The sequence below is a fragment of the Actinomadura rugatobispora genome (genome assembly GCF_055379765.1).
The window spans coordinates 9,870,557-9,892,470 of record NZ_AP029191.1; the positions used below are offsets into that span (position 1 = coordinate 9,870,557).

The 21,914-nt window shown below is 72.4% G+C and carries 21 protein-coding genes; 10 read left to right on the forward strand and 11 right to left on the reverse strand.

The features are described from left to right. The first annotated feature begins 76 nt into the window (after positions 1–76). Positions 77–466, forward strand: coding sequence for an RING finger protein (locus ACZ466_RS44380; protein WP_378282236.1), 390 nt, complete (start codon positions 77–79; stop codon positions 464–466). Positions 467–613: 147 nt separating this feature from the next. On the opposite strand, the gene ACZ466_RS44385 is transcribed toward ACZ466_RS44380, so the two are convergent. From ACZ466_RS44385 to ACZ466_RS44395, 3 genes are all read right to left on the reverse strand, one after another. Next, the gene (locus tag ACZ466_RS44385) at positions 614–2,668 is read right to left on the reverse strand and encodes a translocation/assembly module TamB domain-containing protein (RefSeq protein WP_378282235.1); all 2,055 of its coding nucleotides are present in this window, start codon (positions 2,666–2,668) and stop codon (positions 614–616) included. A gap of 26 nt (positions 2,669–2,694) precedes the next feature. After that, positions 2,695–2,895, reverse strand: a complete 201-nt coding sequence (locus ACZ466_RS44390; RefSeq protein WP_464041932.1) for a hypothetical protein — start codon at positions 2,893–2,895, stop codon at positions 2,695–2,697. 1,244 nt (positions 2,896–4,139) lie between these two features. Then, positions 4,140–4,895, reverse strand: a complete 756-nt coding sequence (locus tag ACZ466_RS44395; protein WP_378282233.1) for a bestrophin-like domain — start codon at positions 4,893–4,895, stop codon at positions 4,140–4,142. 269 nt (positions 4,896–5,164) lie between these two features. Between ACZ466_RS44395 and kamD the strand changes: the two genes are divergently transcribed. From kamD to ACZ466_RS44425, 6 genes are all read left to right on the forward strand, one after another. After that, a complete protein-coding gene (gene kamD, locus ACZ466_RS44400) occupies positions 5,165–6,763 on the forward strand; it encodes a lysine 5,6-aminomutase subunit alpha (RefSeq protein ID WP_378282232.1) in 1,599 nt (532 codons plus the stop codon). Further along, the gene (gene kamE, locus ACZ466_RS44405) at positions 6,760–7,620 is read left to right on the forward strand and encodes a lysine 5,6-aminomutase subunit beta (RefSeq protein ID WP_378282231.1); all 861 of its coding nucleotides are present in this window, start codon (positions 6,760–6,762) and stop codon (positions 7,618–7,620) included. Before kamD ends, kamE begins: the two co-directional genes overlap by 4 nt. Next, the gene (kal, locus tag ACZ466_RS44410; protein ID WP_378282230.1) at positions 7,617–8,033 is read left to right on the forward strand and encodes a 3-aminobutyryl-CoA ammonia lyase; all 417 of its coding nucleotides are present in this window, start codon (positions 7,617–7,619) and stop codon (positions 8,031–8,033) included. Before kamE ends, kal begins: the two co-directional genes overlap by 4 nt. A 1,019-nt stretch (positions 8,034–9,052) precedes the next feature. After that, positions 9,053–10,756 carry an apolipoprotein N-acyltransferase gene (gene lnt / locus ACZ466_RS44415; protein ID WP_378282229.1) on the forward strand — a complete coding sequence of 568 codons (1,704 nt, stop codon included), beginning with the start codon at positions 9,053–9,055 and terminating at the stop codon, positions 10,754–10,756. 5 nt (positions 10,757–10,761) lie between these two features. After that, entirely contained in the window at positions 10,762–11,511 is a 750-nt protein-coding gene (locus ACZ466_RS44420; protein WP_378282228.1) for a polyprenol monophosphomannose synthase, read from the forward strand. Positions 11,512–11,554: 43 nt separating this feature from the next. Further along, complete coding sequence (locus ACZ466_RS44425; RefSeq protein WP_378282227.1) at positions 11,555–12,088, forward strand: FxsA family protein; 534 nt, start codon at positions 11,555–11,557, stop codon at positions 12,086–12,088. A gap of 178 nt (positions 12,089–12,266) precedes the next feature. Here ACZ466_RS44425 and ACZ466_RS44430 read toward each other — a convergent pair whose 3' ends face one another. From ACZ466_RS44430 to ACZ466_RS44440, 3 genes are all read right to left on the reverse strand, one after another. Then, positions 12,267–12,611 (reverse strand): RNA polymerase-binding protein RbpA, encoded by a 345-nt coding sequence (locus tag ACZ466_RS44430; protein ID WP_378282281.1) that lies wholly within the window; start codon positions 12,609–12,611, stop codon positions 12,267–12,269. 247 nt (positions 12,612–12,858) lie between these two features. After that, positions 12,859–13,491, reverse strand: coding sequence for an ATP-dependent Clp protease proteolytic subunit (locus tag ACZ466_RS44435; RefSeq protein ID WP_378282226.1), 633 nt, complete (start codon positions 13,489–13,491; stop codon positions 12,859–12,861). Further along, a complete protein-coding gene (locus ACZ466_RS44440; RefSeq protein ID WP_378282225.1) occupies positions 13,491–14,168 on the reverse strand; it encodes a ClpP family protease in 678 nt (225 codons plus the stop codon). The genes ACZ466_RS44435 and ACZ466_RS44440 overlap by 1 nt, the downstream gene beginning before the upstream one ends. A gap of 105 nt (positions 14,169–14,273) precedes the next feature. On the opposite strand from ACZ466_RS44440, the gene ACZ466_RS44445 reads away from it, so the two are divergent. Beyond that, a complete protein-coding gene (locus ACZ466_RS44445; RefSeq protein WP_464041933.1) occupies positions 14,274–14,648 on the forward strand; it encodes a type II toxin-antitoxin system Phd/YefM family antitoxin in 375 nt (124 codons plus the stop codon). Here ACZ466_RS44445 and ACZ466_RS44450 read toward each other — a convergent pair. Beyond that, positions 14,611–15,408, reverse strand: coding sequence for a glycerophosphodiester phosphodiesterase (locus ACZ466_RS44450; protein ID WP_378282223.1), 798 nt, complete (start codon positions 15,406–15,408; stop codon positions 14,611–14,613). The genes ACZ466_RS44445 and ACZ466_RS44450 overlap by 38 nt on opposite strands. Before the next feature lie 398 nt (positions 15,409–15,806). On the opposite strand from ACZ466_RS44450, the gene ACZ466_RS44455 reads away from it, so the two are divergent. Then, entirely contained in the window at positions 15,807–16,082 is a 276-nt protein-coding gene (locus ACZ466_RS44455; RefSeq protein WP_378282222.1) for a hemerythrin domain-containing protein, read from the forward strand. Between the two features lie 560 nt (positions 16,083–16,642). Further along, on the forward strand, positions 16,643–16,885 hold the full coding sequence (locus ACZ466_RS44460) for a hypothetical protein (protein ID WP_378282221.1): 243 nt from the start codon (positions 16,643–16,645) through the stop codon (positions 16,883–16,885). Positions 16,886–17,275: 390 nt separating this feature from the next. On the opposite strand, the gene ACZ466_RS44465 is transcribed toward ACZ466_RS44460, so the two are convergent. The 4 genes from ACZ466_RS44465 to gcl form a co-directional block, all read right to left on the reverse strand. Beyond that, positions 17,276–17,620: a hypothetical protein gene (locus ACZ466_RS44465; RefSeq protein ID WP_378282220.1), complete on the reverse strand. Its 345-nt coding sequence runs from the start codon at positions 17,618–17,620 to the stop codon at positions 17,276–17,278. A gap of 313 nt (positions 17,621–17,933) precedes the next feature. Then, positions 17,934–19,541: an ABC-F family ATP-binding cassette domain-containing protein gene (locus ACZ466_RS44470; protein WP_378282219.1), complete on the reverse strand. Its 1,608-nt coding sequence runs from the start codon at positions 19,539–19,541 to the stop codon at positions 17,934–17,936. Then, positions 19,534–19,656, reverse strand: coding sequence for a hypothetical protein (locus ACZ466_RS44475; RefSeq protein ID WP_378282218.1), 123 nt, complete (start codon positions 19,654–19,656; stop codon positions 19,534–19,536). The genes ACZ466_RS44470 and ACZ466_RS44475 overlap by 8 nt, the downstream gene beginning before the upstream one ends. A gap of 480 nt (positions 19,657–20,136) precedes the next feature. Continuing rightward, complete coding sequence (gene gcl / locus ACZ466_RS44480; RefSeq protein ID WP_378282217.1) at positions 20,137–21,906, reverse strand: glyoxylate carboligase; 1,770 nt, start codon at positions 21,904–21,906, stop codon at positions 20,137–20,139. Positions 21,907–21,914: the final 8 nt, after the last annotated feature.

Here is a 21,914-nt window from a genome sequence, read left to right on the forward strand (position 1 = left end):
ATCACCGGCCCGTCTTGAGGTGATATTTCGCCTCCCGTACAACGGAAGGAGCGAAAGTCAATTCGGAGGGGGCTCGATGATTGTCGTTCCAGATGCTCCATGGAAGTGCGTCCTGTGCTTCGCCGAGGATCAGGGTATTTTCGCGGGCCTGCAATGCGGGCACGGCGGGGCGGTCAATAAAGATCCGTTCCACCTGGCATGCCTGTGGAAGTGGTGGACCCAGGGCATCAACACGAAGATGCTCGAAGGGCAGGTCAACTTCGTCACGTCGTGCCCTGTCTGCAGAACCAAGGTCGGCGAGAACGAGCGCGCCACCCTGCTCCGGCAGGCATTCCAGGAGATCGAGCAGCCGAAGAACCAGTACGTCCAGCAATTCGCCGACGAACACGACGACATCGAGATCGCATTCGAGAAGGCCAGCCAGGCCATCGAACGGTTGAAGGCGGAACGGCAGCAAGGGGAATAGCCTGTTCGCCGTCGCCGAACCGGCGGCCCGCCGCTCGCTCGCAATCGCCCGCTCGGGAGACGCAGGCCGACGCGTTCTCGGTAACGGCCAGATCAGCTGGTCCGTGACCGCGCGCCGCCGCCTCCCGGGCGTGGCGCCGGCCCCGGGTCAGCGGCGCGACAGGACGCGCGCCACGGCCGCCGCGATCACCGTGACCAGGATCCAGCCGGCGGCGACCAGCGCGTACGACAGCCACTGGTAGCCGCCGGCCGGATTGAACGCCCGCTCCTGCCCCAGGTCGACCAGCGGGATCAGCAGGTCCAGGGTGTAGACGACGGGGTTGAAATGCGGGGCCTCACCGGGCTTGAGCGGCTTGGGAGGCTCCGCCCCGTACACCACGGCGCCCGCCGTCACCAGCAGCGCCAGCCACAGCAACGCCCGCCACGGCTGATACCCGTAGGCGACCGTGGCGTCCTGGACGAGTGCCCAGACCCTGCCCATTGGCGTACTCCCGCGACGGTGCGCCCGCTCCTTGGCCAGCAGCACGCGCCGTGCCTCGGCGACCTGTCCCAAGGCGGCGTAGAAGGCGGCCAGATGCTCGTACGGCTGCGGCTGGTAGCCGTCCGGGTCGAGGGCGAGCCAGCGGAGCCGCTGCTGCGCGGGCAGGCGCGGCTCGAGGCTCTCGTAGGTCAGCCCGTTGAGGGACAGCGCCTCGGGCCACCGGTCCGGATCGTCGCGCAGCAGGCCGATCCGGGCGTGCTCCAGGGTGACCGTCCCGCCGATGGGCGCGGCGGGGCGCAGCAGCAGTTCGCCCGCCTGCAGCGACCGGGCGTCGAGGGCCGTCCCGCGTGGATCGTCCAGGCGCGCGCCCTCCAGGTCGACGCGGCCGCCCACCCTGGCCCCCTCCAGCTTGACCCGCCCCACCGCCGTCAGCTCGCGGCCGAACAGGTCGGCGCCGATATCGGCACGCGACAGCCGCAGGCAGGTGCCGGTGGGATGCTCCAGGCGGGCGCCGGTCAGCAGGAGACGCCCCCCGATCCTGGCCACGACCGCGTGCACCTCGCCCCGGGCGCGCAGCCCGCGGCAGTCGAAGGTGGCGCCGACGGTGATGTTGTCGGCGGCCAGCGCGACCTCCTCCGCGCCGCCGTCCAGCCGCGCCCCGGCGAGCGTCAGGTCGTTTCCCACCTGCGCGCCCGCCAGCCGCACCGTTCCGCCGGTCACGGTCAGGTCCGCGGCGTCCACGTCGTTGACCGAGAGCTGGTCGAGCCACAGCGCGGTGCCGCCCGGCGCCGAGACCGACGCCCCGGGCATCGTGAGGAACGTGCGGATCTGGGCGCCGGGCATGCGCATCTGGCCTTCGGCGGTGAATCCGTCCTGGGCCAGGAACGGCCCCTCGACCACCATGCCGCCCGCGGCCAGGGCGATCCCGCCCGGCGCGCGGAGCCGGGCCCCGTCGAACCGGACCTCGCCCTCGATCCGCGTGCCGCGCATCGCCGTCTCGCCCTCGACGGTGATCCCGGTCGCGAGGAGCCCGCCCTTGACCGTGGCGCGGTTGAGGGCCAGCGCCCTCCGTCCGGGCGCCTCGACGACCGCGTTCTCCAACCCGAGCCGTCCTTCGATCCGGGCGTTGCGCAGCCGGAAGACGCCGGTGGCGCGGAAGCCGTCGTTGGCCTCCATCTCACCGTCCACCACCAGGCCGTCGGCGGCGACCGCGATCCCCTCGGCGTCGGGCCCGATCCGCGCGTCGCGCAGCGTGATCTCGCCGTTCACCCGGGCGCGTTCGAGCCTGAGTCCGTGGCGGACGGTGCTGCGGTACAGGTTCAGCAGGCCGTCCATGACGAGCCGGGGCGCGTTGATGGAGTGGATGTCGGAACCCGTGAGCCTGATGGTGCGGGCCGTCGCCTCGACCAGGCGGATCGGGCCGTCGAAGTGGCAGTGCTCGCAGACCACGGTGTAGGGGATCTCGGCGCCCATCAGGTCGAGGCGGCCCTCGATCCGGGCGCCGCGCAGCCGGATCGCCGGGCGCCGTCCGGGATCGGGCGGGACGGCGCCCAGCAGCAGCGCGGCGATCACCTCACCGCGCACGACACGGCCCTCGTCCCAGTCGGCGGCGCGGGAGGGATCGTCCTCGCCCGGACCGCCCGTGCGCAGATCGACCCACTCCCCGCCGGTGAACGCCGACCACACCCGCTGTTCGGTCTCGCTGAGCCGCCACTCCGCCATGGCCCCATCCTGGGGCAAAAACGATCTCAGCGGGCGAACGCCACCGCCGCCACCGAGCTGATCACCATTGCCAGGACCACCAGGATGATCGGATTGGACAGCGGATGGGGGCGCCGGGGCGGAGCCTTGGCCATCCGCGGCCGGTCGCGGGGCTCGGCCTTGGCGCTGGGCGAGGGGGCCGGCTCGGGCTCGGCGCGCTCCGGAGCCGGGGCGGGCGGGCGCGGCACGGCGATCGGCTGCGACGACGGAGGCGCCGGCCTCGGCGGAGCCGGCGACGGTGTGGGGGTGGGAGCCGGAGCCGGGGGTGGTGGGACCGGCTCCGGCGGCTTGGGCGGGTCGGGCGGCTTGGGCGGCTCGGGGGCCTCGGAGGGGGGCGGGGGAGAGGGCGGAGGCGCAGGCGGAGGCGGTGGATGCCCGGGGCAGGCCCAAGCGGGAATGGCGACGACCACGTGCACGCTGACCACCACGTCCACCGAGATCTTCAGGCACACCGACACCAGCGGCGGGCCCACGCCACCGGACGGGCCCTTGTCCGCAGTGCCCTGAGAAGACGGCTTGGGCCCTTTCTCGGCCTTCGAGGGGGAGCCGTCGGGGTCGGGACGCGCATCCGGCGAGGGACGCCGTGAGGGCGGCACACGAACCGATGAGGTCGCCTCGGCGCTCGAACGCGAGGGGCGCGGGGACGGAATCTGCGGCCGCGACGCGTCAGACCTACGAGAAGGCGAGACCGCCGTCCCGGGACCGGATCGTGGCGAGGCCGCGGCCACCGGGCCGGTCCGTGGCGAGGCCGCCACCGGGCCAGACCGCGGGGAGGCCGCAGCCGCCGGGCCGGTCCGTGGGGAGGCCGGGGCCGCCGGGCCGGATCGTGGGGAGGCCGGGGCCGCCGGGCCGGTGCGCGGGGAGGTTGCGGCCGCTGGGCCGGATCGGGGGGATGCTGCGGCCACCGGATCGGTCCGTGGGGAGGCTGCGGGTGCCGGATTGGTTCGTGGGGATGCCGCCGCCGGGCCGGTCCGTGGGGAGGTTGCGGACGCTGGGCCGGACCGGGGGGAGGCTGCGGATGCCGGATCGGGGCGTGGGGAGGCCGCGGCCGCCGTCGGCGCGCACAGCGGCGACAGCCCGACCGCCAGCGCCACCGGTACGGCCCCGCCCGGCCAGACGGCCGACCACGATCTGGGGAGGGACACGGCACCCAATGCCGACCGCAAAGCCCTCGGGGACGCGACCCGAGACGTCCGTGACATCGACGCGGACCCGGACGCCGAGGCATAGGCGGGGTCGGGCGCCGGGTGGGTTTCCGGGCATGGCTCGGATCGGGGTGTCGGGACGGGGGCGGATTCGAGTTGCGAGGGCGAGGTCGAGCCGGTCTCTGAGCGGGGAACGGAGGCGGTTCGGGGTGCTGTGGCCGACGTGGAGCGGGAAGCCGGTCCGGGCGCTGGGCGGGGGTGGAACGGGGGTTCCGTCGGGGGCATGGTCAGCCTCCCGAGATTCGGTCGATCTCGGCGAGCGCGCCGGTGAACGCGTCGGGCCGCACGGCCAGGGCACCGGTGAAGGCGTGGGAGATGTCGATCGCCAGGTAGATCCCGATGGCCAGCAGCCCGGCCATCAGCGCCAGCGGGACGATGGTCATGCCGCGCGGCCTGGCCCCGGCCAGGAAGGGGAAGGCGACCACCAGCAGGCCGGTGAGGGCGGTGATGACCAGGAGGCCGGGCGGGGGCGTGGTGCGGGCGTCCATCGCGCGCTGGTGGCGGGCGGCGGAGATCGCGGTGACCTGTTCGAGGAAGGCGTTGCGGGCGTCCTTGTACTCGTCGTCGTCGGGCGCCCTGAGGGTGATGATCTGGCGCCGGACGGCGTCCAGACGGGTCCAGCCGCCGGGGCTGAGGCGCCCCTCGGCCATCTGCCGCCACTCCTCGTCGCGGACGAACCGCACGTAGTCGCGCAGCCCCGCGCGGGCGCTGTCGCGGGGGCCGGCGGGCAGCCGCTCGGCCGACCAGTACGCCTCGGTGACGGCCTGGGCCTCGCTGTAGGTGTTGAGCCGGGCCGAGTCGGTCGCCGCCCACGGCACGACGATCGCGACCGCGAACGCCAGCAGGAACAGCGCCGAGATCATCGACCCGGCGTGGCCGGAGGTCGGGCCGTCGGGAGCGCGGTCGTCGCGTCCGCGCCGGACCAGCCGGCCCGCGATCAGCACCACGCCCACCGCACAGACCGCCGCTAGCAGGTAGACCACCGTGCTCCTCTCACATCGCCGTAGCGGACACCAGGACATGACCTGTGACGCAGGGTGACTTTACGCGTGCGCAAGGTCATTGGGGAGTGCTTGGCCGGTGAGAGAGGTGTTGCCTACGAGGGGTGCCGTGAAGGGTCTTGCGAATATGGAGGTCAAAGCAGGAAGATCTCGATAAGAGGGCATAAGAGAAAGCAGATATTCGTGTACGGGCCGATGGCCTGATCGTGCCGCGCGGAGCGGGGCACGGGCGGGCGTGAGGGGAGGCGGCAATGGCGCCGCAGGGGAAACTCGATCTGGATCCGGATCTCGTGCGCCGGGCCCGGGTCCTGGCGGCCCGGGCCGCCGAACCGGTCATCGAGATGGCGCGCACCCACACCACGGTGTCGGTGGAGCGCGCGCTGCTGAGGATCGCCGGGCTGGCCGGGGCCGACGCCGGCGGCCGGCCGTGGGCCAACCACCTCGCCGACGCCGTGCGCGACCAGGTCGGCCTGGAGCACGGCGTGGCGCTGCCGGTCTGGGACGCCATGCTGCGCGGCCCGTACCGGTCCGCCGCGGACCTCGCCGGGGCGGCCGCGCGCGGCGAGGCGCGGTTCCGGCTGCCCGGGGGCGCCGACGCCGGGAGGGCCCGGGACGCGGCCCGCCGCGCCGCGCGCTCGGGCATCGCCCGGATCGACCGGCGCCGCGCCGAGCGCGACCGGATGCTGGCGGAGGTCGGCGACCCGCCCCGTCCCTGGATCTACCTGATCGTGGCCACCGGCGACATCTACGAGGACATCCCGCAGGCCCAGGCCGCCGCCCGGGAGGGCGCCGACGTGGTCGCGGTGATCCGCTCGACCGGGCAGTCGCTGCTGGACTTCGTCCCCGAGGGCGCCACCCGGGAGGGCTACGCCGGCACCTACGCCACCCAGGAGAACTTCCGGCTGATGCGCGCCGCGCTCGACGACGTCTCGCGCGAGCTGGGCCGCTACGTGCGGCTGACCAACTACGCCTCCGGGCTGTGCATGCCCGAGATCGCGGCGCTGGCCGGGCTGGAGCGCCTGGACATGATGCTCAACGACTGCATGTACGGGATCATCTTCCGCGACATCAACCCCCGCCGCACCTTCATCGACCAGCGCTTCTCCCGCCAGGTGCACGCCCGCGCCGGGATCATGATCAACACCGGCGAGGACAACTACCTCACCACCGCCGACGCGGTGGAGGCCGCGCACACCGTCGTCGTCAGCCAGCTGCTCAACGAGCGGTTCGGGCACGAGGCCGGGCTGGCCGACGCGCAGCTCGGCCTGGGCCACGCGTTCGAGATCGACCCCGCCGTGCCCGAGTCCTTCCGGCTCGAGCTGGCCCACGCCCAGCTGGTGCGCGAGCTGTTCCCCGACGCGCCGCTGAAGTACATGCCCCCGACCAAGCACATGACCGGCAACATCTTCGCCGGCTACCTGCTGGACGCCTTCTTCAACCTGGCCGGGGTGATGACCGGGCAGTCCATCATCCTGATCGGGATGATGACCGAGGGCATCCACACCCCCTGGCTGTCGGACCGCGACCTGGCCCTGGAGAACGTCCGCTACGTCCGCGACGCCTGCGGCGGCCTCGCCGAGGACTTCGAGCCCCGCCCCGGCGGCCTGGTCGCCGAACGCGCCCGGGGGGTGCTCGGCGAGTCGGTCGAGCTGCTGGAGCGCGTCGAGCGCGACGGGCTGCTCACCGCGATCGCCGAGGGCACCTTCGGCGTCACCCGCCGCCCGCCCGACGCGGGCAAGGGCCTGGAAGGCGTGGTGCCCCGCGCCGAGGGGTACTTCAACCCCGCCATCGAGATCCTGGACGAGGAGGACCCGCACGCCGTGCACACCGAGGAGGAGGTGCCCGCATGACCGGCCCCGGCGCGGCCCGCACAGGCGAGGCCCACGACACCGCCGCACGGCCCCCGGCCGAGCCCGCCGACACCCGGCAGGTCATCCGGCCCTACGGCGACACCACGGGCGACGGCATGGTCCAGATGTCGTTCACCCTGCCCGTCCCCGCGGGCAAGCGCGCCGACGCCGCCGCGCTTCAGCTCGCCGGGAAGATGGGCCTGGAGCCCGCCAGCGTCGTCCACTCCAAGGCCATGGGCCCCGACTACACGTTCTTCATCGTGTACGGGCGGGTCAACCACCTCATCGACTACGCGGGCATCCCCGCCCCGCCCGAGCGGGAGTACCCGCTGCTGTCGTCCAAGGAGGTCAACCTGGCGATCCGCCGCGCCCTCAACCGGCGGCTGGTCGTCGTGGGCGCGTGCATCGGGACCGACGCCCACACCGTGGGCATCGACGCCATCCTCAACGTGAAGGGCTTCGCGGGAGAGAAGGGCCTGGAGTACTACCGGGAGATCCAGGTGGTGAACATGGGGGCCCAGGTCACCGTGGAGGAACTCGTCGCACGGGCCAAGGCCGACAACGCCGACGCCGTGCTCGTGTCCCAGGTCGTGACGCAGCGGAACGCCCACGTGCACAACACCAAGCAGATGGCCGCCGCCTTCCACGCCGAGTACCCGACCGCGGTCGCCGCCGGCATGGGACGCCCCCTGCTGGTGGTGGGCGGCCCCCGCTTCGACACCGTCTCGGCCGAGGACCTGGGCGTGGACCGCGTCTTCGGCAAGGGCACCACCCCGGCGGAGGTCGCCGGCTACATCGTCCACGCGCTGCTGCCCGCCGACCCGCCCGGCGAACCGTCCACCGAGGAGGACACGTGAGCGATCCGCGCGAAGGCCTCACCGTCACGCACCGCCGCTACATCCCCTACTCGCACGCGCACTACGCGGGCGACCTCGTGGACGGGGCGTACCTGCTGGCGCTGTTCGGCGACGTGGCCACCGAGGTCAGCATCCGCTCCGACGGCGACGAGGGCCTGTTCGCCTCCTACTCCGACGTGCAGTTCCGGGCGCCCGTCCGCGCCGGGGACGTGGTGGAGACCAGCGCCACCCTCGTCCGCGCGGGCCGCCGCAGCCGCGAGATGCGGTTCGAGGCGCGGGTGGTGTGCCGCGGCCGTCCCGACAAGGGGGAGTCGGCGGCCGAGGTGCTCGCCGAGCCGATCGTGGCCGCCACCGCGACCGGCACCGTCGTGGTCCCCGGCCCGTCCGCCGACCGGCCCGGGCCGCCGTCCTGACCGTCCCGGCCGGGTGCCGGGCGCTTCGTGACAGAGTCGTTGTGAAAGGCCTTCTCGGGACGCACGGGACCCCTGTGACCGGCGGGATTTCCCACCGATGCGCCGATCATGGGGTTGAGCTGGCCGAACGTGGAGTCGCCCCAGAACATGCGGCGGTTGACAAGGCCGGGGACTTCGGTAGTTTTGCTGCAGTCCAGCACAGGACTCACCGATCGGCCGCTCACGGCGCCACCGTACCGCGCCATGACGGGATCGGCGGCGGAGTGCTCGGCGGCCGTCCAGGCCGGTGCGGCACCCGCCGGAGACCGTCCGAGCCAGGGGTGGTGACCGGTGGCCGCGTCGGAGCGGAGCCGCCCGATCGGGCGGGGGCTTGGACCCGGAAAGGGCCCGGACATCCAGTAGAAAACGGAGCTTCGTTCTCACCGCCTGTGGGACGACTTCGGCCCGAGGGATGTCACGGGCCCTCTTCCGTGCCCCTCGCACGCGCCCTCGTTTCCGGTCTCGGTCGTCCGAGCCCGCCCCCGTCGCGGCTGCGCGCACCGTCTCATCCGGCTCCGGCGTCGCCCCCGCGACCGCGCTCCACCGGCGCCTGAGTTCGGGGGTCGGGCGCGACCGGGCGCCCGTGCACGTCCCCGACCGTTCCGCCGGCACCACGGCCGCGGCGATGTCCACCAGCCGGCCGGTGTCGCCGAACGCGTCCACCGCGCCCTCCGGGCACGACGGCAGGACCCGGATCCGCCCGGCCCGCTGCACGCCGGGCCGGCATGTCGATCGGCATCGTCGGAGCGCGGTCCGGGCGTCGGCGACGTGCTCGGCCGGCGCCTCCCGTTCAGGGGACGCGGGCCGCGGCGCAGGCCGGCCGTGCGGCCTCGGCGGCGACCCGCAGCGTCGCGGGTCGCCGTGGGTGTGCCCGGCCCGGTAGCGTTCCGGCAAGCGGTTCGACGGGACGCGACCCGATCGCCGCGGGGTAGGAAGAAACGGAGGTGTCGAAGCCTCCGACGGCGGAGCAAGGAGCGGATGTGGCGCAGGAGATCCTGCCCGAACGGGCCACCGAGGGGGACGGCGGACCAGCCGGCGGTCCCGCCGGCGGCGCACCCTCCGCCGAAGACCGCGCCGCCTCCGGGCCCGCTGCCTCCGCGCCCGCCGCGCGGAAGCCTCCTCACCGTCCCCTGTACCGCGGCGGCCGGGCCGGCTGGCCCCGCACCCTGCTGGCCGTGGCCGCCGGGCTGGCCCTCTGGCTGGCCTTCCCGCCCGCCGACCTGACCCCGCTGGTCTTCCCCGGCGTGGCGCTGCTGACGCTCGCGCTGCACGGCCTGCCCGCCCGCACCGGGGCCTGGCTGGGATTCGTGTCCGGCGTGGTGTTCTTCATCCCGGTGCTGCAGGGCCTGGTCAAGATCGGCCCGGACGCGTGGATCCTGCTGGCGGTCGTCCAGGCGCTCTACTTCATCCCGATGGGCGCGGGCGTCGCCCTGGTCACCCGGCTGCCCGGCTGGCCGGTGTGGGTGGCCGCGATGTGGGTGGCCGAGGAACTGGTCCGCGGCCGCGTGCCGTTCGGCGGATTCCCCTGGGCCCGGCTGGCCTTCAGCCAGACGGCCACGCCCCTCACCCCCTACGCCTCCTTCGGCGGGGCGCCGCTGGTCAGCTTCCTCACCGCGCTGATCGGCGCCCTCCTGGCGTACGGGGTCATCGCCGTCCTGCGGGCCCGCGCCCGCGCCCGGGAGGAGACCGGGGCGCCGCCGATCCTGCGCGCCTCCGCCCGCCCCCTCGCGATCGCCGTCGCCGCCGTGACCGCGGTGATCGGCGGCGGGCTGCTGATCCCCACCCCCACGGCCGGACGGCCCGTCACCGTCGCCGTCGTCCAGGGCAACGTCCCGCGGCTGGGCATGGACTTCAACGAGCAGCGCAAAGCCGTGCTCGACAACCACGTCCGGGTCACCCGCGAGCTGGCCGCCCAGGTCAGGGCCGGGAAGGTCGCCAGGCCGGAGCTGGTGGTGTGGCCCGAGAACGCCAGCGACCTCGACCCCTACGCCGAACCCGACGCCTACCAGGCGATCGACGCCGCGGTGAAGGACATCGGCGTCCCCGTCCTGGTCGGCGCGCTCACCGACACCCCCGACGGGGAGAAGGTGGAGAACCGGGGGATCGTCTGGGACCCGGCCAAGGGCCCCGGCGACTACTACGTCAAACGGCATCCGGTGCCCTTCGGGGAGTACCTGCCGTTCCGCGACATCCTCACCCGGCTGATCACCCGGTTCGAGCGGATCCCCCGCGACTTCGCCCACGGCACCCGCGACCCGGTGATGCGGCTCGGCCCCGCCACCGTCGGCGACGTGATCTGCTTCGAGGTCGCCTACGACGGCGAGGTGCGGGACGCCGCGGCGGCCGACCTGGTGGTCGTGCAGACCAACAACGCCACCTACGGCAAGACCAGCCTGCCGCCGCAGCAGATCGCGATGTCCCGGCTGCGCGCCGTGGAGCATGGCCGTACGATCTTGGTGGCGGCGACCAGCGGCATCAGCGCGATCGTGGCCCCGGACGGCCGGATGATCGACCGGTCGCGGGAGTTCGTGCCCGACATCCAGGTGGCCTCCGTTCCGGCGCGCTCCGCGGTGACGCCCGCCGACCGGGCCGGCGCCGCACCCGAATGGGCGCTGGCCGCGCTGGCCGCGGGGGCGGCCGGCTGGGCCGCCTGGTTCACCCGCAGGAAGAACGAGGGGAATTGACGCCGATGGAGATCCCAGCCGACCTCGGCCGGGTGCTCGTGATCATCCCGACGTACAACGAGCGGGACAACATCGAGAGCATCGTCGGCCGGGTGCGCGAGGCCGTGCCACCGGCGGACGTCCTGATCGTCGACGACGCCAGCCCGGACGGCACGGGGGAGCTGGCCGACGCGCTGGCCAAGGTCGACGAGCACGTCAGGGTGCTGCACCGCGCCGGCAAGGAGGGCCTGGGCCCCGCCTACATCGCCGGGTTCCGCTGGGCCGCCGACCACGGCTACGACGTCATGGTCGAGATGGACGCCGACGGGTCGCACCAGCCCGAGGAGCTGCCGCGGCTGCTGGCCGCGCTGGAGGGCGCCGACCTGGTGATCGGCGCCCGCTGGATCCCCGGCGGCAGGGTCCGCAACTGGCCCGTGCGGCGCGAGGCGCTCTCGCGCGGCGCCAACACCTACGCCCGGCTGATGCTGGGCATGCCGCTGCACGACGCCACCGGCGGGTTCCGCGCGTTCCGGGCGGCCACCCTGGCCAAGATCGGGCTGGAGGAGGTCGACTCGCGCGGCTACTGCTTCCAGATCGACCTGGCGCTGCGGGCGCTGCGCGAAGGGCTGCGGGTGGTCGAGGTGCCGATCACGTTCGTCGACCGGGTGCACGGCACCAGCAAGATGAGCCAGGACGTGTTCGCCGAGGCGGCCTGGCGGGTGACCCGCTGGGGTTTGACCGACCGGGTGGAACGGCTGCGCCGTCCCCGGCGTTGACCACAGCGAAGGCCCCGCCGTCGACGAGACCCGAGTTGGAGCCATGCCGGCACTCCTGACCCTCCTGGCGATCCTGCTGATGCCCGTCCTGGAGATCTTCGTGATCGTCCAGTTGGTGGGGGTGATCGGCGGGTGGTGGACGCTGGCGGCGCTGCTGGCCACCACCGCGCTGGGCGGCTGGATCGTGCGGCGCGAGGGCCTGCGGGCCTGGGGCGTGCTGCAGGAGGCCGTGCAGCGCGGCACGCCGCCCGAGAAGGAGCTGTCGGGCACGGCGATGGTGCTGGCCGGCGGGATGCTGCTGGTGGCGCCCGGGTTCGTCTCCGACGTGATCGGGCTGCTGTTCGTGCTGCCGTTCACCCGGCCGCTGGTGCGGCGGCTGCTCACCGCCTACGGGGCGCGGCGGCTGCGCCAGGCCGAGGCCCGGGGCTCGCTGTTCCCGCCCGGGGCGGGCGGGGCGCAGGGCGGGTTCTCCCCGTACGGCGCGGCCCGCGGCGGCGCGGCGCAGGAGGAGCCCACGGGGCGCGTGGTGCAGGGCGAGGTCGTCCACGAGGACGACGACCGCCCCACCGGAAAGTGACCCGCCGGGACGCGACCAGAGCCGCCAGAGCATGAATCGGAGCCGACCGGGAGCGGGCACCGCCGATGACGCCTTCGCCGGACATGACCGGGCCCGCCCCGCCGCGGGTGCGGCGGCGCGGGCCCTGTTCCGCATCAGGGTCGATACGGAGGTCGGAGTCGTCGCGTCGATCCAGTGGTCAGGCGGTCCTCCGCCGTCCCGCTCGCAGAATCTCCAGACGCTCGGCCAGCACCTCCTCGAGGTCCTCGAGCGTGCGGCGTTCCATGAGCATGTCCCAGTGGGTGCGCGGCGGTTTGCCCTTCTTCGTCTGCGGCAGTTCGCCGTCGACCCGCAGTGCGGTCGCCCCGCAGCTGCGGCATTCCCAGGTCATCGGCACCTCGGCCTCGGCTGCGAGCGTCACGGTGAACCGGTGGCCCTTCGTGCAGGTGTAGTCCACTTCTTGGCGAGGGGCCAGATCGGTGTTGCGATCGTTCTCGTAGCTCGTCGCTCCGAGTCGGGTGCCGCGAAGTGCGCGCTCGGCCATCGTCACGTGCCTCCCAGACGGCTTGCGTTCTCGTCCTGACCAACGCTGGATCTCGTCACAAGATTCCCGCCCTCGGGGCTGTCCAACCCTGCTCTTTCCGCTCCGTTGCACGCCGTGGGGGAAAGGTTCGGGCGGCGGTCCCGGTTTCGGTGCCCGCTCGTGTGCCAGGACGGACGGGCGCCGGCCGCGAGCCGCGGCGGCCGGCGCCCCGCGCGGACCCCCGCGCGCGGCGGGCAGGCCGCCGCGATCAGCCCCGCGTGGTGAGGACCTCGTCGATCAGGCCGTACTCCTTGGCCTCCTCGGCGGTGAAGTACCGTTCCCGGTCCAGGTCCCGGCGGACCACCTCGGGGTCCCGGCCGGTCGCCTCGGCCACGATGAGCTCCATCTGCTCGCGCAGCCGCAGGATCTCCCGGGCCTGGATCTCCATGTCGCTGGACTGGCCCCGGATCGCCCCGTCCACGCTGGGCTCGTGCAGCAGGATCCGGGACCGCGCCAGCGCGGACCGCCGCCCCTTGGTGCCGGCGGCCAGCAGGATCGCCGCGGCCGAGGCCGCCTGCCCCACGCAGGTCGTCTCGATCTCGGGCCGGATGTACTGCATGGTGTCGTGGATCGCCAGCATCGACGTCAGCGACCCGCCCGGCGAGTTGATGTAGATGCTGATGGGCCGGTCGGGGTCCATCCCCTCCAGCGCCAGCAGCTGGGCGGTGACGTCGTTGGCCGAGGTGTCGTCCACGGGCGTCCCGAGGAAGACGATGCGGTCCTCGAAGAGCTTGTTGTACGGCGTCATCTCCTTGGTGCCCCAGGTGGTGCGCTCGACGAACGAGGGCATCACGTAACGGCTCCGGGGCCGGTGGTCGCCGTACGGCGCGTGCCCGGCCATCACGAGCCCACCCGGTCGGTGGTGTCGATGACCTGGTCGACGAAGCCGTAGTCCCTGGCCTCCTCGGCGGTGAACCAGCGGTCCCGGTCGGAGTCGGCCTGGATCTCGGCCAGCGGGCGGCCGGTGTGGCGGGCGTGCAGCTCGGCCAGGATCGTCTTGAGGTAGAGCGACTGCTCGGCCTGGATCTTGATGTCGGAGGCGGTGCCGCCGATGCCGCCGTGCGGCTGGTGCATCATGACCCGGGCGTGCCGCAGCGCGTACCGCTTGCCGGACGTGCCCGCGCACAGCAGCGTCTGGCCCATGGAGGCGGCCATGCCCATCGCGACGGTGGAGATGTCGTTGGGGACGAACTGCATCATGTCGTAGATCGCCATCCCGGCGTCGACCACGCCGCCGGGGGAGTTGATGTAGATCGTGATGTCGCGCCGCCCGTCCTGCGCGGCCAGGAGCAGCAGCTCGGCGCAGACCCGGTTGGCCAGGTGGTCGTCGATCTCCTGCCCCAGGAAGATGATCCGCTGCCCGAGCAGGCGCTGGGAGAGCGCCTCGTTCACCAGGTGCTCGGGTGCGGCCACCGACGCGTGCGTGCGCCCTATGTAGGTCTCCGGCCGGGGCGGCTCCTGCCCGGGGTCGTCGGGCCGCTCCCGGTGGAAGAAGCGGGCTCCCGGGTTTCCGTTCATGAGGGCCTCCCGATCTGAAATGTACGTTGCGTACACTCTGTACATGTACGGAGCGTACATTTCACGGTGGGGGAGTGCCAGGGAGTTCGCCGTAAGATGAACAGCGTGGAGAAACCGGTGACGGAGGCGCGCAAGGAGTTCGCCGATCTGGTGAACAGGGTCGCCTACACGGGCGAGCGCATCGCGCTCACCCGGCGCGGCAAGGTCATGGCGGCACTGGTCTCGGCGGAGGACCTGGAGCTGCTGGAGAGCCTGCGCGAGGAGCGCCTCGACCACCTCACCCAGGCGGGACGCCACGTCCCGGCCGAGGAGCAGCGCCCGGTGCCCCAGCCCCCCGCACAGCCGCAGCACGCGCCGCTGCGGATCGCGGCCGAGTACCGCCCCGGCGGCCCCCCCGCCCGGCCGCCCCGGTTTCGGACGCTGACCCGCGGGACGGGCCGCCTCAGGCGCGGCCCACCCAGAGGCCGCGGGCGGTCATGATGCGGCGCAGGGTCAGCAGCTCGTCGGTCATGATGCCGTCGATCCCCAGATCGAGCAGGCGCTTCATCTCCGCGGGGTCGTTGACGGTCCACGCGTGCACCTGCAGGCCCAGCTCATGGGCCTGCTCGATGAACGCCTCGGTGACGAACGGCAGCCGGCCCAGCCCGTAGGGCACCTGCGCGCACGCCACGCCCGTGGAGGCCAGCCGCACCAGCTTGGCGGTGGGCCCCCCGTACGACTTGGCGCGCAAGGCCATCACCCCGCGCGGCCCCAGCGCCATGCACACGCCCTGGTCGGTGAACATCGGCAGCCGGGCGCGCATCTGGGCGAGCCGCCGCGTCGAGAACGAGGTGATGCAGACCCGGTTCCACGCCCGCGTCCGCTGCAGCGCCTCGGCCAGCGGCCCGATCACCGGCGCGTCCTTGAGGTCGATGTTGACCCGTGCCTCCGGCCAGGAGCCCAGGACGTCCTCCAGGAGGGGGATCGGCTCGGTCCCGGCGATCCGCGCCCTGGCGACCTCGCTGTAGGGCAGGCGCGCGATGGTGCCCTTCCGGTCGGTGACGCGGTCGAGGGTGCGGTCGTGGAAGGCCACCACGACGCCGTCGGCCGTGGCGTGCGCGTCGGTCTCCAGGTAGCGGTAGCCCAGGTCGACGGCGCGCTGGAAGGCTGCCATGGAGTTCTCGGGATGTCCCCCGGCGCCGCCGCGGTGAGCGAACGGGATGGGGCCGGGATGGTCCAGGAATTCGTAGGTGCGCGGCACTCACAAGATTATTGCGCGCCCGCCCCCGCACAGCCGATCCCGGGGCGGCCTTACAAGCCCGACCACCTGCTCGGGTCGCGTCTGAGCGGGACGCCGACGGCGGGGGAGCGGCGAGAACGCCGAGGGTGCGATCATGTCGACGACAGTCCGTCGCCGGTCCCGGACACGGCCACCGGGCACCCCTGTCGTTTCATTCTTGGGAAGGCTCAGCGGCCTCGGGCAAGGGGCCGTACACGGGAGAACGAGGTAAGGAGACGCCGCCGGCACGAAGGGCGTCATGGGATTTGTTCTCGTTTGCTGCTTGGCGCGCGGGTAGGGGCCTCTTGAGTCCGATTTCGTTGGGCTGAGGGGGACGATCATGACTACGAAGGCGGCGGACGTCGTCAGCATTCTCACCCATGACCATCGAGATGTACCTCTACCCGGCCACCCGGCGGTTCGTGCCCGATGGGGACCAGATCGCCGACAAGGAGCTCGCCGACCACGCCCGGGTCGAGAAGATCATGAAGGACCTGGAGAAGGCCGACGCGGACGGCAGGGAGTTCTCCACCCTGCTGGCCAAGCTGATGACCGAGGTCAGGCTGCACGTGCGCGATGAGGAGGAGAACCTCTTCCCCGCTCTGTCGCGGCACGCAGGGGCGCGACGACTTCCGCCCCCGAGGTCGCGCGCGTGATCTGGTGCTGCTCGTGGGGTGGTTCCCGCCAGGCGAGGCGTGACCGAATCGAAGGAGAACGCGGCGACCGCCCTGATCGCGAGCCCAATCATGATCAGCGAGTGGAGTCGCCGATGCCGGGCGGGTCGACGACTGATCGACACCATCGGCGCCGCCAAGGCCGTGGGACACCCCGGCGGGCGGTCCGAATTGGACTCACAGCTGCTCGACCATTGGCTGAACCCCGGCCGGCAGGTGAACTCAGGCGTGAGTGCGGAGGGGACGGTACGGGCGGGCGCCCCTGGGGGTGATTATGCGAATGGATGAGCGGACCAAGGCGACGGTGCGAACTCTCCTGGACCGGTACCCGAGCGGTTACGTCCAGGAGGTCACCGGGTTCACGGTGACCGCGACCGCGGCAGGGCTGTTCCGGCTGCTGGTGCTCTCGATCCTGGCCGAGGACGGCGCCCCGTCGGAATCCGCCGTCGAGGCGACGCGGGCCCTGCTGTCCCGGCGCTGGGACAGCGCGCCGGAGATGGCCTGCCGAGCGGCTGCGCAGTCTGCTGAGGGAGATACCGGGCATGGACAAGGCCGGTTGCACGGTCTTCCTCCGGGAGGCGCAGATGTCCTGGCCCGAGGCCGGACCCTATGTCGACGATCGGGCGGCGAGGGCGGCGCAACGGCTCGGCATGCCGTCCGACGCCGAAGAACTGCTGGCCGACGTGGCTCGCGGCGGAGGCCACGAAACGCTCTCCTGGCTTGTCGGAGCGCTTGCCCTGGTCGATTCACGCGACGAATACGATGTCGTCCGCTCGAACGGCTGAGGAGTGCAACCGATAATGTCCCGCCTCCTGCATGTTCGTCCGGCCGGATCCGGGTCGACGGGCGGGGACTCGGCTGCCATCGATGGCGATGGCTTTCCCTGTCCCAAGGGCCGTATAAAGGTGAGTCTCCGCGAGCGCGGGGCCGTTGTTGCCGGCCGAGATCGGGGGCGGGGCATACACGTGATGAGATCGAGGTGCCCTCCCACGACCGGGGCGTCACCACCACCTGGGAGAAAGGTGCAGTCGGCCAAGAAGACCGCGCCCACCCGTCCGCATCATGGCCCCACCTGAACCCTGCCGATGCGCCGCCGCGCAGATCGATGAGGAGATTCCGTGATGCTTTCCTTCCGAACGCGTCGGTCTTCCTCGGCGACCGATGAGTGACCGGTTTCAGGGCATAGGCGGCAGCCCCGCGACGACCTGCGGGGGTAGACCGAGCCCTTCGTAACCTCGGCCTGGGTCGACCCCTGCCAGACCAGGGTCCAGGGCCTCGAGCACGCCGCGATCGCCGCCGCCCACGTTCACCTGCTGGATGACGTGACCGCGCAACATCGTGGGCGAGGCGCCGGCTCCCCCGGCCGCAGACGCCGCTTCGGCCAGGTATTCGGCCGAGGCGGCCAAGTCGAGCGCGGCCCTGACGCCGTCGCGCCACCGGCCCTCAGCGAGCGCCTGAGCCACTTTGCGAACGTCGTCGACCACCGCGACGTACTCGGCGGCGAGCCTGTCCTCCCTCATGCACCCCTCCATGATCACAACATGGGGGGCAAGATCAACTTACCAGCCCGAGCGACGGGGGCGACCCTCCGCCCCGCTCTCCAGTCCCAGCCGACCACGGCGCCGCAGGCTCGGGTGAACCGTCGGCCGCCGCGGCCTCGAAACGGCCACCGAGAAGAGGCTCCGATGCTCGTACGCAGATCGTCGACGGTCGTCGTCATCGCGATCACCGTCGTACCGCGCTGTCACGTCCGGAACGAGTCCGTGACTTAAGGGCCTTGGGGCGGTCACAGACCGGACGGTGTCAAAGGATCCGGCCGTGTACGGCGGCGGTTCACAGGCGCACCTCGCGGCCTTTCCAGCGGGAGCGCAGCCACCGGTCGTGGCTGGCGACCACGACGGCGCCGGAGGTCGTGCCCAGGGCCTCTTCCAACTCGTCGGACAGCCGGGGGGACAGGTGGTTGGTGGGCTCGTCGAGCAGCAGCAACTCCGGCGGGTTCGCCACGAGCAACGCCAGGGCGAGCCGGCGACGCTGGCCGACGGACAGGTCCCGCACACGGCTGTCGAGATCGCGGACGTCGATGAGGCCGAGGGACCGCAGCGGCACGGACTCGGCGCGTTCGGTGCCGAGGGCCAGTTCGTAGGTCTCCCGTACGGTACGGGCCGGCCGATCGAACACGGTTTCCTGGGTCAGCAGGCCGACTCTCAGATCACGGTGCCGCCGTACCTCGCCGCGGGCCTCCAGCCGACCGGCCAGCAGCGAGAGCAGTGTCGATTTCCCTGCCCCGTTCGTTCCGGTGATCAGGAGCCGCTCGTCGGCCGCGATGTCGAGGTGGTCGAGGGTCAGCCGCCCGGGTACCCGGACACCGCGCAGCGACAGGAGGGTTCCGTCGGGGGAATCGGAGGCGAGCGTGGCGGCACGGAACCGCAGTGGCTCCGGCGGCTCGTGGACCTGGTCGCGCTCCAGTTGCTCCAGCCGGTGGTGGGCGTTGCGTACCCGCCGCGAGATCTGCTTCTGCACCCGGCCGCCGGCGTGCCCGTATCCCATCTTCTCGTTGTCGCGCTTCTCCCGGTCCGGCGCGACCTGGTGCGCGGTCACGGCGACCGAACGGCGCAGGTCGGCGAGTTCCTCCTGTTCTTCGGCGAAACGTCTCCGCCAGCGCTCCCGCTCGGCACGCTTGACCGCCTGGTAGTCGGTGTAGTTGCCGCCGTAGCGGATCGGGCCGGACACCGCGGGATCGAGGTCGATCAGGTCCGTGCAGACGGCGTCGAGGAACGCCCGGTCGTGGCTCGCCACCACGACGACGCCGGGCAGCCCGCGCAGGTGCTCCTCCAGGAAGGCCGCGGCGGCGTCATCGAGATGGTTGGTCGGTTCGTCGAGCAGCAGCGCCGCGGGCCGTCGTACCAGGAGCGCGGCCAGGGCGAGCCGGCCGCGCTGCCCGCCGGACAGGGACCCGAGTGCGCGGTCGTGGCTCAGCCGGCCCAGACCGAGCGCGGTGAGAACGATCTCGGCGCGCCGGTCGGTGTCCCAGGCCTCATGTGCTTGTGCGTGGTCGAGTCGCTCGCCGTACTCGCCGAGAAGGCCGACGTAGCCGGGGGAGTCCTGCGGGGTCTCGGTGAGCGCCCGGGTGAGCCTGTCCAGGGCGGCGAGGTCCTCGCGGGCTCCGCGCAGGGCGTCGTCGATCACGTCGTCGATCGTCGACGCGCCGTCGAACGGCATCTCCTGGCGCAGGAAACCGAGGTCTGGAGGCCGTACGACGGTGCCGGCATCGGGCTCGTCGGTCCCGGCGAGCAGCCGCAGCAGAGTCGACTTCCCGGCACCGTTCTCTCCGATCAGCCCGATCCGCTGCCCGGGGGCGGCGGTGAGGGAGACGCCGTCGAGTACCCGTCGCGTACCGAGCGTGCGGATCAGATCGTGGGCGAGTAGCGCTGGTTCAGGCATGCGGCACCGCCGCCGGAGTCGAGGGCCTGGGGAGGGTGACGTTGCCGAGCACTACGCCGACCGTGAACGGCCAGGAGAAGGACAGGTTCGAGCGGACGATGAACGCATCGGACATGAGGTGGTCCTCGGGGATGACGCGGGCGTGCCCAGGACGCCCAGCGGGGGTTCAAGGGACGACGACACAACGACCACGGCGGCCTCTCGCCTGCCGGCGGCCGATCACTTCCCGGTATCACCCGGAGATGTCGTCGTCACCTGCCATGTCCCGCTCTCCCTTGTTCCCGAGATCGCCGGCCACGATACCAGCGGTCGGCTGCTCCTCATGTGGCCACCGGGGCTGCTCCCATCATCTGGTCGGCGTGACCGATCGGGCGCCGGCGTCCAGGGCCGCCGGCCGTCCGCCGGGCAGCGGTGACAGACCCGCCGCGGCGGCGAGCTCGATGACCGCGGTGCCGTTCCGCTCGGCGGTCGGCCGTGAACCCGCCGCGAAGGCCGTGTCGAGGGTGCCCTCCTCTCCGTCGGCGATCGGGCAGCGGCCCGGCGGCCGCGGACCGGGCCGCGTCCGGAGCGACGAGGACGCGCATCGTTGCCTCCGCTAATCCACGAGGGAGGCGAGCGAGGTCGGCGCGTGCTCGGGCGCGGTGGCGAGCTCCTCGAACTCGACGACGCTCGCGATGTCCTGTCCGCCCATCGCGATGTTGGTGATCCGCTCGAGGATCACCTCGACCACCACCGGCACCCGGTACTCCGCCATCAGCTTCTCGGCCTCCTTCAGAGCGGGAAGCAGCTCGTCGGGCGTGTGCACGCGGATCGCCTTGCAGCCCAGGCCCTCGACCACCTTCTTGTGGTCGACGCCGTACCCGCCCATCTCGGGTGAGTTGACGTTGTCGAAGCCGAGCTGGACGCAGTAGTCCATGTCGAAGTTCCGCTGGGCCTGCCGGATCAGGCCGAGGTAGGAGTTGTTGACCAGGACGTGCACGTAGGGCAGGTTGAACTGCGCCCCGACGGCGAGTTCCTCGACGAGGAACTGGAAGTCGTAGTCGCCGGAGATCGCGACGACCGGCGCGTCCGGGTCGGCGACGCGGACGCCGAGCGCCGCGGGGACCGTCCAGCCCAGGGGACCGGCCTGGCCGCAGTTGATCCAGTGCCGTGGCCGGTAGACGTGCAGGAACTGGGCCGCCGCGATCTGGGAGAGGCCGATCGCGCTGACGTATCGGGTGTCGCGCCCGAACGCGCGGTTCATCTCCTCATAGACGCGCTGCGGTTTGATCGGCACGTCGTCGAAGTGCGTGCGCCGCTCCATCGTCGCCCGGCGTTCGGCACACTCGGCGGCCCACGCGGTACGGTCGGGCAGCGCCCGGTCCCTGGCCCGGGCCACGAGCTGCTCGAGCGCGGCTCCGGCGTCGGAGACGATGCCGTAGTCCGGTGCGAACACGCGGCCGATCTGCGTCGGCTCGATGTCGATGTGCACGAAGGTGCGCCCCTCGCGATAGACGTCGAGGTCGCCGGTGTGCCGATTGGCCCAGCGGTTGCCGATGCCGAACACGCAGTCGCTCGCGAGGACGGTGGCGTTGCCGCTGCGATGGGAGGTCTGCAGGCCCGCCATGCCGGCCATGAGGCGGTGGTCGTCGGGGATGGCGCCCCAGCCCATCAGCGTGGGAACGACGGGGATGCCGGTGAGCTCGGCGAACTCGACGAGTAGATCGGCGGCGTCGGCGTTGACGATGCCGCCGCCGGCCACCAGGATCGGCCGCTCGGCCCGCTCCAGCAGGTCCAGTGCCTTCTCGGCCTGGGCGCGGGTGGCCTTCGGCCGGGCGATCGGCAGCGGTTCGTAGGTGTCGGGATCGAACTCGATCTCGGTGAGCTGGACGTCGAGGGGCAGGTCGACCAGCACCGGGCCCGGCCGGCCCGATCGCATGATCTGGAACGCCTTCTGCAGCGTACCCGGCACCTGCGCCGCCTCCATGACCGTCACCGCCCACTTGGTCACGGGCGCGGCGATCGACGCGATGTCGACGGCCTGGAAGTCCTCCTTCCGCAGCTTCGCCACCGGCGCCTGGCCGGTGATCGCCAGGATCGGGACGGAGTCGGCGCCGGCCGAGTAGAGGCCGGTGATCATGTCGGTGCCGGCGGGCCCGGAGGTGCCGACGCAGACACCGATGTTGCCCGGCGCCGTTCGCGTGTAGCCCTCGGCCATGTGCGAGGCCCCCTCGACGTGACGGGCGAGGATGTGGGTGAGCTCGCCGTCGCGGCGCACGGCGGCGTAGAAAGGGTTGATCGCGGCGCCGGGCAGGCCGAACAGGTGGGTGATGCCCTCACGCCGGAGTATGGCGACGGCGGCGTCGACGGCGGTCATGCGAGCCATCGGTCTCT

Coding starts and splice junctions, on each gene's coding strand:
- ACZ466_RS44380 (WP_378282236.1), top strand. CDS start 77: ATGATTGTCGTTCCAGATGCTCCATGGAAGTGCGTCCTGTGCTTCGCC.
- ACZ466_RS44385 (WP_378282235.1), bottom strand. CDS start 2,668: ATGGCGGAGTGGCGGCTCAGCGAGACCGAACAGCGGGTGTGGTCGGCG.
- kamD (WP_378282232.1), top strand. CDS start 5,165: ATGGCGCCGCAGGGGAAACTCGATCTGGATCCGGATCTCGTGCGCCGG.
- kamE (WP_378282231.1), top strand. CDS start 6,760: ATGACCGGCCCCGGCGCGGCCCGCACAGGCGAGGCCCACGACACCGCC.
- ACZ466_RS44420 (WP_378282228.1), top strand. CDS start 10,762: ATGGAGATCCCAGCCGACCTCGGCCGGGTGCTCGTGATCATCCCGACG.
- ACZ466_RS44425 (WP_378282227.1), top strand. CDS start 11,555: ATGCCGGCACTCCTGACCCTCCTGGCGATCCTGCTGATGCCCGTCCTG.
- ACZ466_RS44430 (WP_378282281.1), bottom strand. CDS start 12,611: ATGGCCGAGCGCGCACTTCGCGGCACCCGACTCGGAGCGACGAGCTAC.
- ACZ466_RS44435 (WP_378282226.1), bottom strand. CDS start 13,491: ATGGCCGGGCACGCGCCGTACGGCGACCACCGGCCCCGGAGCCGTTAC.
- ACZ466_RS44440 (WP_378282225.1), bottom strand. CDS start 14,168: ATGAACGGAAACCCGGGAGCCCGCTTCTTCCACCGGGAGCGGCCCGAC.
- ACZ466_RS44455 (WP_378282222.1), top strand. CDS start 15,807: ATGACCATCGAGATGTACCTCTACCCGGCCACCCGGCGGTTCGTGCCC.
- ACZ466_RS44460 (WP_378282221.1), top strand. CDS start 16,643: ATGGACAAGGCCGGTTGCACGGTCTTCCTCCGGGAGGCGCAGATGTCC.
- ACZ466_RS44465 (WP_378282220.1), bottom strand. CDS start 17,620: ATGAGGGAGGACAGGCTCGCCGCCGAGTACGTCGCGGTGGTCGACGAC.
- ACZ466_RS44470 (WP_378282219.1), bottom strand. CDS start 19,541: ATGCCTGAACCAGCGCTACTCGCCCACGATCTGATCCGCACGCTCGGT.
- ACZ466_RS44475 (WP_378282218.1), bottom strand. CDS start 19,656: ATGTCCGATGCGTTCATCGTCCGCTCGAACCTGTCCTTCTCCTGGCCG.
- gcl (WP_378282217.1), bottom strand. CDS start 21,906: ATGGCTCGCATGACCGCCGTCGACGCCGCCGTCGCCATACTCCGGCGT.